Annotated in this window: 8 protein-coding genes; 1 reads left to right on the top strand and 7 read right to left on the bottom strand. The window is 64.9% G+C overall.

Annotated features, from left to right (window positions below; translation table 11 throughout):
• Nucleotides 1-353: 353 nt before the first annotated feature.
• The 5 genes from qatD to B2W79_RS17110 form a co-directional block, all read right to left on the bottom strand.
• On the bottom strand, nt 354-1,109 hold the full coding sequence (gene qatD / locus B2W79_RS17090; protein ID WP_292791648.1) for a Qat anti-phage system TatD family nuclease QatD: 756 nt from the start codon (nt 1,107-1,109) through the stop codon (nt 354-356).
• Nucleotides 1,106-2,383, bottom strand: a complete 1,278-nt coding sequence (gene qatC / locus B2W79_RS17095) for a Qat anti-phage system QueC-like protein QatC (RefSeq protein WP_292791650.1) — start codon at nt 2,381-2,383, stop codon at nt 1,106-1,108. Before qatC ends, qatD begins: the two co-directional genes overlap by 4 nt.
• A complete protein-coding gene (qatB, locus tag B2W79_RS17100) occupies nt 2,380-3,123 on the bottom strand; it encodes a Qat anti-phage system associated protein QatB (RefSeq protein ID WP_292791652.1) in 744 nt (247 codons plus the stop codon). The genes qatC and qatB overlap by 4 nt, the downstream gene beginning before the upstream one ends.
• Nucleotides 3,124-3,172: 49 nt before the next feature.
• The gene (locus tag B2W79_RS17105) at nt 3,173-5,044 is read right to left on the bottom strand and encodes a KAP family P-loop NTPase fold protein (RefSeq protein ID WP_292791655.1); all 1,872 of its coding nucleotides are present in this window, start codon (nt 5,042-5,044) and stop codon (nt 3,173-3,175) included.
• Nucleotides 5,045-5,241: 197 nt separating this feature from the next.
• Nucleotides 5,242-5,577, bottom strand: coding sequence for a sulfate permease (locus B2W79_RS17110; protein WP_313391396.1), 336 nt, complete (start codon nt 5,575-5,577; stop codon nt 5,242-5,244).
• A 258-nt stretch (nt 5,578-5,835) separates the two neighbouring features.
• Here B2W79_RS17110 and dprA point away from each other — a divergent pair, with 258 nt between their 5' ends.
• Nucleotides 5,836-6,837 carry a DNA-processing protein DprA gene (gene dprA / locus B2W79_RS17115; protein WP_292791661.1) on the top strand — a complete coding sequence of 334 codons (1,002 nt, stop codon included), beginning with the start codon at nt 5,836-5,838 and terminating at the stop codon, nt 6,835-6,837.
• A 32-nt stretch (nt 6,838-6,869) separates the two neighbouring features.
• Here the strand turns inward: dprA and B2W79_RS17120 are convergent, their stop codons facing one another.
• Together B2W79_RS17120 and mobF are read right to left on the bottom strand one after the other, a co-directional pair.
• Nucleotides 6,870-8,183, bottom strand: a complete 1,314-nt coding sequence (locus B2W79_RS17120; RefSeq protein WP_292791663.1) for a hypothetical protein — start codon at nt 8,181-8,183, stop codon at nt 6,870-6,872.
• 68 nt (nt 8,184-8,251) lie between these two features.
• Nucleotides 8,252-11,797, bottom strand: a complete 3,546-nt coding sequence (mobF, locus tag B2W79_RS17125) for a MobF family relaxase (protein ID WP_292791666.1) — start codon at nt 11,795-11,797, stop codon at nt 8,252-8,254.
• Nucleotides 11,798-12,107 lie beyond the last annotated feature (310 nt).

Here is a 12,107-nt window from a genome sequence, read left to right on the forward strand (position 1 = left end):
CACCACCCCGCGGGACTCCAGGTGACCCCCAGGCGTCCAGATGGCTCCCGCGAGACCGATTTCCGCGTGATTTCGGGCCGCAGATCATGCAGAGCGTGTCACGAGATGCATGGTTTGCATGGTTCTGGTCCCCTTCTGGTCCCCCTCGTCGCGCGCCTCGAAGAGCCACTGAGCCGCCCACTGGCCACCCCTATGAGGGCGCCTCCATCGTCCACATGCTTGACCGCGTCAAGGGGTCTGAGCGCCTGCCGTCGTTGATCCGCGACGCTGGTCCCTGATGGTGATGGAACGCGGTTCGTGATAGCCAATAACGTGCGGAGCTCGATCGTCGCGGACATGCTCCGGCACCGCCCTCAGTGATTGACGTCGAGTGCGTCCGCGACAGGGGCGAGAAGGGCCCGCTCGTTGCGTTCGATCCGCTGCTTCGCCTCGTGCTCGGTCACGCCCCATACATCCGCGATCGAGCGGAGAGCTAGAGCGATGTCCCACGGGTTCAGTCCCTGACGCCGCACCTGTGCGAACGGTCCATCAGTCTCAAGCACAATCTTGTCGTTGGGCATGAGCGCAACCAGGTCTCTGCCTTTCGTTCCAGCCAGCATCGCGGGTCCGACGCTGAACCAACATCCGCGCCCTGTCGCACGTTCCATCTGTGAGCGTGAGCCCGAGAACCAGTGGAGCACCGGGGTCTTGATCTGCGCGTACCGGTCAAGCTGGTCAAGTACATCTTTAGCCGCTCTACGGCTGTGGATCGAAATGACCTTCTCGTCGCTGGTGCTACATGCTTGAAGCACGTGGTCGAAGACTTCCAACTGGTCTTCCCAGAAGGTGCGACACTCGGGTGACCCATCTAGGCCCACTTCACCAACGAAGGGTGTGCTCGCCAAGTAGCTGTCGAAAAGAGCTAGTTCATGCTTCCGCTGCCCTGCGAGTTGAGGGTGCAAACCAATCGCAGTGCGGATCGCAGGACGTCCCTCAGCGAGTCTCGCGGTGCCGTTCCACGCGGAAGGCGTTGTGGTGACCGAGAGCAGACCGACACCGCGGCGCTGGCTTTCGTCGGCCACGGCAGATGGCGATTGGTAGAGATCAAGGTGGCAGTGGAAGTCGATCACACTAGGCCGTACCTCTCATGGACTCTCCGCAGTTCGCCGAAACCACGCTGGAGCATGTCTCGAAGTTCGAGCCGGTTATGGATTAGCGGAGAGCTGAGAGTCGGTCCGAGCCAACGGTCGAAGCCGTCCTGTTCGATGGTGAGCAGCGCGACGGCTACCGAGCGCACGTCGTCAAACGCTGCATGGTCTTCGTCTTGGATAGCCAAGTCGTCGTACACGTACTCAGTCGGATCTGGGCATCCCCACGCCTCGAACGAGGCACGTCGAATCTGGCATGGGACGCATCGACCGCAATGCCTGTAGTTGAAGCGTTGGAATCGACCACAGCTTGTCGATAGCGGCGCCTCGGTCGAGAGCAGGTCTTGGTCAAGACAGTCGCGAAGCATCTCGCCCTTGGTCTTCTCCGCGTAGGGGTTCTTGATCTGGACGTTGAGCCCTACCGCATCGAAGATGCTTTGCATCCGTCCTAGGAACTCGGGATGCGCGGTTCGAGTGCTGAGGCTTCCCACGCGAGCCGCCGTCAACGGCGGGTTGATCGCGATGAATCCGTTCTCGCTCACGTAGAGAGGTACCGGCTGGCCATAGGCGTAGCGACGAGTAGCGGTTGCCGCCAGCACGGCGAATGCCAGAAAGATCAGAGATCGAGACCGTTGTGAGGTCTCCTTCTGACCACGAGGAGTACTGGCGTTGTGATTGAGTTGAAGGTGATCGATACCGCCGCCAATCCGCTGAGCAAACCGGTCCTGCTTTGCCGCATCTCCACGCACCGTTTGGCTGACTGCGAGCAGCGTCGTCCCTGCCGCAGTGAGGTCAATCGCACCAATCAAAGAATCGAGGCCGCCGGATAGGAGCGCAACAGCGTCACTCGTCGGGTATCGAGGCTTCTTAGGCGGGGTCGGAATTGCTCCGCCGTCTCGAAACGATATTGTCCAAAGATCGGTGGTGAGGAACTTCAACGCCGTAGCGATTGCGTCGGCGTGCGGGTTCCATCGATCCGGATCACTCAACGCGATCTCAAGTTCGATCTGCCGGGTCCATCCGTCTGGGCTCGCGCTTCGCAATGTCGCCCCGTCGGCGACAACAACTGATAGGGCGATAGCGAGCAAGTCCCAGGCTGCGGCATCTGGCATCAGCTTCTGTCGGCGAACCTTCTCCGCAGCAGACCACCCCGCCGTGAGTACGTCGCTGGTGTCGCCATGTCCGAACAACACGATCGGAGTTTGCTCCCCGCTTCGATCGCTGGCCGTCAACTTGGGAACGCTGAGGTATTTCATGAGGTGTACTCCTCGAAAACTGCCAGCGTCTCGCGGAGCGCCGCACGGGTAAGTTGAGCAATGCTCCTGGTCGTCGGGGCCGCACTATCGTCTCGGATCTTGCGAAACGAGGCCGAGACTTGCTCTGAGATAAACTCGCGGATGTATCTCAGTCGGCGCATCCCGGTGACTGCATCTGGGGCCTTGTCCAGCACAGTCTTCTGCAAGTCAAGGCAGAACCGCGCATACACGTCGAGGGCTGCATAGCGCTCGATCACGTAGTTCCTCTGTGCTTCAGTCAGCGCAAACAGGTCCGCATCGGGGAACCGCACTAGTAAATCGGATAGCGCATTGCGGATCGAGAGGCGTGATACTTCTTTGTCCTGCGTTCCGTCCGCGGGACTAGCGGCGTCAACGATCGCGTCGAGTACAGCATTCGCGTCGCTCCCATTAGCCAGAGCTGCGTCACGGAGCGATGTCCCGTCCGGCGTTCGGCCAGACTGGAACATCGTTCCCAGACGCCCGGCTGTCGCGGCCGTTCCGCCGAGCCGACGCGTCATGGTCGCGGTGCCACCGTAGCCGCTTCCTACATAGTGGCCGAGCGCCCGGTGCAGGTCTCGGCTGTCACCGTTTCGGGCATAGCTTCCGAGACTTCGGCGTGTGTCCCTGAACCGTGCGGGTGGTGCTTCCTGCGGCCGGTCTTGATCGGGCTCGTTGGAGGTGTCGTCGGCGTCGGCCTTGGATGGGTCGTCCGCGGGCACGTCGTCGGCCCACGGTGGGACGAGATCGACTCCGGCACCTGGTCCGGTGCTACTTTGCGACGTTCCCACTCTTGACCCTCCCCTCAATGACCCTCTTTACTGGACCCTCGACATCCACGGCGCTGGTCCAGTGCTTGAATACATCGGCGGCCCAGGGCTCCGACTCGATCTTTGGCACGATACTTGCCTGAATCTGTTTGCCGGGTCGCTCGATGAGGAAACCTGCGAGGCTTCGTCCTTGGTTTGGGTCAGCGGCAGCTAGAGCAATGCAGGCATCCAGGATTGGCGGAGCCCCCCACTCTTGGACCTGTCGAGCGCGCGCAAGAACGCGATCCATCAAGATTGACAACTCGGTTCGAGGCAGCGCCGCGAGTTGAGTAACGAGGGCGTGCGACTCCTGGGGGTCCTCAACAAGTGCTTGAAGCAGGTCGGCCGCAGCAGACGAGAGACGATCCGATGCGGTGACCAACGGAGCATGCTCACGTCCTACGTAGAGCGCGCCACGAAGGTCTGTCTGGCCGAGGGCTGGCGGAAGCGCCAACCATTCGCGAACGAACGGTTCGTCCCATGCCTCGTCGGGCTCGAACTCCTCCTCCTTCGTGGCCGCGTCTTCCCAAGGAGTCAAGATCTGAGGCATTCCGTCCGGGTCGACGTTCACTGCCGCAGTCAACGCGGCGTACGCCGCTGGCGACGCCAAGCGTTCGAACAGAAGCAGCTTCGCCAAGACCGCTTCGTCCACGCCGACGCCTTGTGCAGTCGAGATGGTCATACGAATCGAAAGCGCATTGAGGAACCGCTTGATCAGCCTGGGGTTTCCCGCGATCCGCTCGGAAGTTGTCATCAACGGCGCCAACCGCTCCGCAGTCTCAAGCCGAGCAAGCAGCGCGGGCTTAAGGTCAACTCCGCAATTACTCACGAATGACCGATCAACGCGCTTGCCCTTCCAAGACTCTCGGAGTTGACCGGCGATCGACGTCCGAAGGTGGTCCTTCTGCGTCTGGTCAAGGTCGCTGTTCTCGATGAACAGCATCATGAGATAGGCGCGAACCTCTTGCGTTCCGAGAGCCGGCACGCGAATAGGTATCTGTACCAGCTTGTCGAAGTAGTTGGTGATTAGTTCGTCATTCTCGAGTCCACCGAAATGCTTCTTGACGGCGTACTTGATCATGTTGTCATCAGCGGCGATGACGAAGGCCGTGTGATCAAGGAACAAGAAGAGTCGAATAGCTTCCAAGGTCGATATCGTCGTGCCTGGCATACACCGATCCAGGTCATCGATAAGCACCACGAGCGTGATATCAAGTGCTTTGACCGCGTTCTCGAAAGAGTTGCGAAGGGCCTGGATTTCCTTTGGCGGCGAGACCGCCTCCTTCGGCTTTATCAGGGCCGCGGCAGCGCCAGCCGTAGCTGACGCCTGCTCTCCCAGCGACTCCAGTTCCTCACCACTTAGATTTCCGGAGGCCGCGTCTTTGAAAGCATCCGAAATCTCGCCTGCGAGTCCTACTGGCGGAAGTCCCAGCGCCATCGATGCAGTGGGCAATGCGATCAGCTTGGCGAGCCGGAACCACCGCACCCGCGAGAGAAAGTCCTTGGCTTTGTCGACCCCCGTGCTGCGGGCTTTTGCCTCGGCCTCAAGCTTGTGGGCGATGACCTCAAGGAGCGCTGCGCGGGCGTCGTCATAGCCCTGATACAGCCATGCGTTGAACTCCACGAAGACGAACTTTTCCGGCTTCTGCTTGGGCTGATGCTTGGCAAGCGACGTCTTGGTCAGCTTGATCATCGAGGACTTGCCGACGCCCCAAGCACCGGAGACCCCGATCGATACGGGCCGTCCATCAGCGCTGACGATGACTTCCGCAATGGTGTCTGCCACGCCCTCAAAGTTGAGGAAGTCGCGGTCGGTCTCGTTGTCGGTCCACATGCTCGGCCGCCTCCTCGCGTTCCTCGCTCCGATCGGCGACCTGAGCCTGACTGTCCTGTTGATTCTCCCACGTTCGTCCCGTTGGCGGTCGGATTCGCGAGCGGTGTTCCGACGCGGGTCTAGGCGTTGACCGCTCCCTTCGGCTACTCGACAGGTGAGGGTGCGATGCCCCGGTCTACGCGCACCTGGGGCTTCAGTCACTCCTCCCAGTTCAGGCGTTGCGGCTTTCCTTGAGACGCACCCTCGCCATCTCGCTTTGGGCGTGCCGGCCGCAGCCTCCTCTCGTCCGCCAGGGCGTGGGCTAGCTGGACGAGGCTGACGGGTCCGATCCAGAGGAACTTGAAGGCGTTCCAGACGAACAGCAGGACCGGCAGGTAGAGCCAGCCGGGACCGTCGTCGTTGATGATCGTGGTGCAGATCGCGGCGGCGTAGAAGTAGGGCACAGTCAGGAGCATCGCGGGGATGCCCCACTTGAGGCCACGGCGAGTGCGGATCGCGATGAGCAACAGGTTGGTGGGTGCGTAACGGAGCACGCCATAGCCTCGTGCGCTGAGTGCCACGGATGCGCGGATCATCGCGGGGTTTCTCTTTCCTCGTCATAGCACGACGGTGTTCCGTCGTGGAGGCGGCTATGAACCGAGTGCCCGCGAGGGGCCGTCCCGAAGGACCCGCGTAGTTTGCTGAACCTGCCTCGTCCCAAATTCTACGACTGACGTGTGACGGACGGAACCCCTCGCTGAGCGCAAGAGCGTGTACCTCGTCGGTGACCTTGGAGCGAGAGGACACCGATTATGGCGACATTGGCGGAGCAGGTGCCGGGAGAGCGGCAGGCGCGAGTCGTGCTGTCGATGGTCGCCGAACCGAACGACCCGACCACCGGGTACGTCCTTGACCGTCACGGCGGGGTCGAGACGCTGAGGCTGATCGAGTCCGACGACGAAGTGCCCGGCCTGGCACGCGCCGACGTGCTGATGTGGCGCGAACGGCTGGCGGCGCGGGTCACACCCGCAGTGCCGGATCAGATCGCTCAGGCGGAACGGCGCGGGTTCGGCACGCTCATCCCGTCTGACAAGGAATGGCCCGCCGGGCTGAACGACCTGGGCGAGCGTGCCCCGTACCTGCTGTGGACACGCGGCGCGGCCTCGTTCCTGACGACACCGCTGAGCGATCGGGCCACGATCACAGGCGCACGCGCCGCGACCTCCTACGGCGAGCACGTCGCCGGCGAGCTGGCGACAGGTCTTGCCGATGAGGAACGGGTCGTCGTCTCCGGTGGCGCTTACGGCATCGAAGGTGCCGCGCACAAGAGCGTGCTCGCCGCGAGCGGACACACGATCGCCGTCTTGGCCGGCGGGCTGGACAGTCCCTACCCTGCCGGGCACAGCGAACTGCTGGGTCGCATCGGAGATGTCGGGCTGCTGGTGAGCGAGCTGCCGCCGGGCGCCGCGCCGACCAGACACAGGTTCCTGGCTCGCAACCGCCTGCTGGCGGCACTCTCGGGTGCGACCGTGATCCCCGAGGCCGGTCCCCGATCCGGGTCGATGACCACCGTCATCGCCGCGCACGAACTCGGCCGGGGCGTCGGCGCGGTGCCCGGTCCGGTGACCAGCGCAACCAGTAGTGGCCCCAACCAGCTCATCCGGCAAGGCTTCGCCCAACTCATCACGGAGCCCAGCGAGCTACTTGTCCTACTTGACGCCGACGAGGTGACAAGTCGAGCGGCGACGGGGCCGGGGGTTCGACAGCAGTTCGACCGCCGCCCTCAGCGGGGAAGACCGGGCCGCTCGCTCTGATCATCTTCGATCGACACCGCAACCAGCGTGTACTAGACGGCTTCGATGTCGTCGGTCGATGTCGAGACCGCCTCAGTGCGGGGTACCAGCTCACTGTCTGAGCGTGTCACTACTGTTTCGGGCTTCAGGAAATGGGATGGCCCGTACATCGAGAGCATCCAGCGGCCCGGTTCCCACTCTGTCGCGGTACTTCCTGCTTCATCGACGCGAACCCATCGGAGATCGGTTCGGTAGGTGACGCCATTCACGAGGAGTTCTACATCGACGTGTGCGACGGCGGCCGCAACGTGCCGGATGCCGAGGATCGTCCATGCCGTGAGGTCTAGTGTCTGGTAGAGGTCCTTGGCCTCGACGGCGAGCTTGCCGACGGAAGATCGCGAGCTGCCGAGCTCCATGAAGTGGGCGCCTGCGGGAGCCCATTGCTTCTTCTGCCACCTCAGTAAGAAGTCCGCGCACGTCGTAGCGACCTCGGACGGATTGTCGGTGGATGCGCCTGGTTCGTACTGATGAGGGTGCCATTCTTCGAGTTTGGCCTTCTGGTCTTGGACCGTCTTCCAGCGGGTCAAGGACGCGCGCAGCGTTGGCGTCGGTTCGACAGGCTTTGCCTGACGTTCCCGGGCGTCTGCCCAGTCGCTTACCGCGAAGAGCCGATTCCACGCTTTGGCGGCGACGACCTCGTTATCGAAGTTGACCAGGGTGCCGTGCATGATGCCGTTGCGGTATAGCTCGGTTACTTCGGTCGTATCGGTCTTGTAGAAGCCCTTGACGAACGACTGGTGCGCATGGCTCAGGCCAAGATGGTGTCCGGCCACGCTGTCCCACGCCACCATGTCTTCTACGGGACGGGCATGCAGTCCTTGCCGTGACGCCGTGTCGAGGTCGTTGACGAAGCCGTCCATCACTGACAGCAACACAAGGACTGTGCTGTAGTACCGGCCTGCCTCGTAGTCGATCAGCGCCTTCTTCAGTAGCGGGATGCGCGGACGCATCGCGTCGAAGCGATGGAGGCGACGGAGCGGGAACGCGATCCGATCGGCTGACTTGTAGTACTCGACGAGCCGCGCCTCAGCGATCGACGCATCCTCGGCGCAGACGACGTGCTCGATAGCAGGCAGATTGAAGTCACCGGTAAACACCCAGTTTCGTTCACCAAGAAGGCCGTAGAAGGTGTCAACAATCCCAATGATGCGCCCGTGCTCGCTCTGCAAGTCCTTGAGCTGCTTCCGTTGTGCCTTCGGCAGCAGCAAGCCAAGCAGCTTGAACGCCGCGATCTGCTGCTCCATCTCCTTGACGGACGGAAGATCGCGCGCCGAGCCGTAGGGGCTCACTTTGTCCGTGTCGCTCATGTCTCGACCGTATCTGCGAGCACCGACACTCACGGCATGTTGTGGCTCGGTCCGTGCAACTCCGCTCGTCATAGGCTCCGAGCGGGCCGAGCCGCCGCGGTCCGTCGTACCTGCTGCGCCGGCTGCTCGTCGTTGGTGATGGCGTGGGCGCGGTTGAGGGCGGCGTGGGCGCGGATGGCGTCGATCTTCTGGCTGGTGCTCTCCGGCGGCGCCCCGAGTGGGGTTCGGTCGTCGGTGATGCTGTAGCGGTCGCGGTAGGCGGCGATGGTGTGGGCGGCGCGCCACCATGCCGCCTTCTGCTTCTCGCCTCTCGGTGCCGTGCCGAGGTCGGCCGTCCACGGTTCCTCATCGGTGAGAGCGCCACGGAGCACGGCGTCGGCGCGGGCCTCGATCAGCTCGCGGCGCTCGTCCAGTGCTTGCCGCATGTCCTCGGCCATCTGCCCGCCGGCGTGCGGGATGAGCCCGGCGATCAGTCTCGGGGGTTTGCGGGTGCGGCCTGATCCGGCGGGCCGAGCGGTGGCGCGCGCGACGCGGGCGTGGAGGACGGAGGCGATGTCATCGGCATCCTCCAGGCTCCGCGCGGCGACCAGACGCGGGAGCAGCGCGTCGAGGTCGTGGTGGTTGGCTTCGGCGTGACGTAGCTCGGCCGACAGCGCGCCGTAGGCGTCGGAGGCGAGCACGTCTTCGATCTGCTCGCCGGTGAGCCCGGAGGCTTGCAGGACGGTGGCCCAGCGGTCGTGCTGGGCGGCTTGCGCGATGGTGTCGTACTCGGCCGCGAGCTGGGCGATCGAGCCCCAGCGGTCTTGCTCGGCGGTGATCGTCTCGTGCACGGACAGCTCGGCGCCGATGTGCTGCAGGACGCCGTAGAGGATCGAGCGGGCGGTGACGTTCGGGTTGTCGCCGGGATGCGGCACCGCGTGTTCGGCGTCCTCTCGGTCGACGGCGACGTAGGCGTGATTGCTGTGGGCGCCGCGGGTCATGGAGACGTAGAAGTTCTCCCGCGTCGTGGTGGCGGTCACGACCGCGTGCGCGGTGTCGGTGGTCACGCCCTGGGCACGGTGCGCGGTGACCGCGTAGCCGAGTTCCAGGTGCTCCGCCACATAGTCGGCCGGCAGGACGATCCCGCCGCCGAACCTGCGCCCGGCCGGGCGGATGCTCACCGACCCGTCCTCCCGAACCCCGGTGACGATCCACCGGGAGCCGTTACGGACCCACGTTCGGCCGTTGCGAAGCCGCCTGTCGTTCTCACGGGTGATGACCAGATCACCCTCGGAGACCGCGGTGCCGTCGCGCAGGGCAAGTTCGCGGGTGGGGTTCACGGTGCCGTCAATGATCCGATCCGCCCGCGCTCTGGCGTTCAGCTCGGTGACGGTCGCCTGGGTCTCGGTGACCAGGATCGACGCGCGCCCGGCGGCAAGATCGCCCCGCCATGCGGTGTAGGCGGCGTCGATCATCGCTTCCTCATCGCCCCCGGTGATCCGGCCGTGCTCGATCAGGGTGTCGATCGCCTCGGCGCGGCCGTGGCGGAGCTGGAGCGAGGTGTTCTTCTCCCACTCGTTGGTGAAGCGGTGCAGATCGGTCAGCTCGGGAGCGTCGTCGCGGGCGTGCACGAGCATGGCGAAACTGCCGCCGGCGCCCGGTGATTGGAGCTGGCCCCAATCGCCGACCAGGAGGACTTTCGCGCCTGCCTTCTCAGCTTCACGGGTGAGCCGATCCAACGACATCGTGCCGGCCAGCGAGGCTTCGTCGATGATGACGAGCTGCCCGGCCGTGAACGTGGCCCCGTACATGATGTGGTTCTGCCACCACTTCGCCGTGTTCTCCGTGGCGATGCCGAGGTCATCGGCGAGGACCTGCGCGGCGACCGCCGAGGGGGCGAGCCCGATCACCGACCCGGTGCCGTGCTCCTTCTCCCACGCCCGCCGGAGCCCGTTCATCGCCGTCGTCTTCCCAGCCCCGGCCGGACCGACCAGCACGTCCACGACCCGGCCGGAGACCGCGATCGCGGCGAGGGCCGCGGCCTGATCCTCGCCGAGCACCCGGCCGCGTGCGTCGGGCTTGCGGGCGATCCTCTCGACCGTCTCCAACGGCACGGTCGGTCCCGTCGTGGCCGCGGCGCGGGCCAGGAGTCGGTCTTCGGCGGACAGCAGGACTTCGGATGAGAACAGGGTCGAGGCGTGTGGGCGGAACTGGGAGGTGCCGTCCACGCGGCGGAACTGCAACGGGCTGGACGCCAGCTCCGGTGGCGTCAGCCGCAGCGAAGCGTGCTCGGCGGCATCGACCACGAGCCCGGTGATCGCCTCCCGGTCCTGGATGCTGGCGAACCGCCAGCCCATCAACTGCCGGGATGCTTCGGCGTGCAGGTTCCAGCGGGCCCAGGTCGAACGCTTCTCACCAACCGTCTCCATCACGGTCTGCCCGACCTCGCGCACCACATCCAGCGGCACATCGTCGGCGCGCAGCACCCCCCGCGGCGCCTGCGGGGTGGATGCGGTGAGCGTGCGCGCCCAGTCGTTCGCGTCACGTCGCAGTACTCGGCTGGCGCGCTGGCGCCACTCGCGGGTGAGGTCGGCCAGCGACCGGACCTGCTTCTCCGGCCTCGTGGCGAGCGTGGCCTGTGCCCGGAGTTTCAGCACCGTTCGGGCGGAGGGCTGCCGGCCGTGCTTGACGACGTACTCGGCGATGAGGCGGTCCTTCTCGGCCTCGATGTGCCGGGAGCGGGTGGAGAACTCGGTCACCAGCTCGTCGGGCACGCCGTCGATTTCCCATGCCGGGTTCCGATCCTTGCCGCGCTCGCGCGCCTCCCACTCCACGCCGAGAACGCGAGTGAGCTGGTCGGCCAGGGCGGCGTTGTAGAGCTCGGAGACGGCGACGACCACCGCGTGCATCGGCCGGCCGGCAAGGGTCCGCCAGCGGCCGTCCTGCACGGTCAGAACCTTGTTGCTGATGACGACGTGCGTGTGCAACTGCGGGTCGCTGGCACGGCTGTCGTAGTGATCGAACGCCGCCGCCACGACGCCGGCGACATCGACGTGCGCAACCGCGCCGTCCGGACCGGTTGCACCGACGCGGGTTGCTGCAACCTCGCGTTCGAGGAACGCAACCAGCTCTGCAACCGCCGCATGATGCGCCTCCGCGATCAGGGCTTGCGTGCCGGCGTCCGCGACGGCCCAGATCGTGGAGACCGACTTCGGCACGGAGAACGTGAAGTCATAGCCCGCGACCGCGCGACGGGTGCCGCGCTCGGCTTCCTCCGCCTCGATCGCGACCACTTCCTGCGCTCGAGCGGACGGCCCCAGCTCGGGCTCGAGGGCGTCGACGCGCTGCTTGATCCGTTCCGTGATCGAGGCGAACCGTTGGTAGGCGCGGCCCAGCGGATCGCCGGTGATCGGGTCATGGCCCATCCCGATCAACAGCGCGAGCTGGGCTTCTGAGACCTGCGCTCCCTCGACCAGCTCGCCGTGCCCGAGCCGGCCCAGGCCCGAGCCCATCCAGAAGCCCGGCGGTGTTCCTGCCTCGGCGTAGTAGCGGGTCAGCGGCGTGCTCAGGCTCCGGTCGCCGTCGCCTGCGGCTACGGATTTCAACAGGTACTTGTAGCCATCGCCTGCGCTCATCACGCGCATCGAAACCGTCACCTGGCCCGCTCCTTCCGCTGCTGTACGGAGGGCAGGTGAGCCCGCGAGCCCGGTCGCATCTGATGCGACTCGGGACCCTTGCGCCTCGTCTGAAAGACGTGTGATGGCTCCGAGAGCTGCGGAGTGCGCGAGCTGTTGGTTCGCACGGCGCGGGTGGTCGGACGACGCGATAGAGGCGGTGCGCCTGGGAATGCGCGAAGCAGACAGCAGACGCGCTGGCGGTGGATCGGGTGGCCGAGCACCTGGTCGCTGACCAGCCCGGCGGCGAGTGCCTGTGAGGAATCCGACC

The organism is Microbacterium sp. UBA7513 (genome assembly GCF_002478345.1).
Classification (GTDB): Bacteria; Actinomycetota; Actinomycetes; order Actinomycetales; family Microbacteriaceae; genus Microbacterium.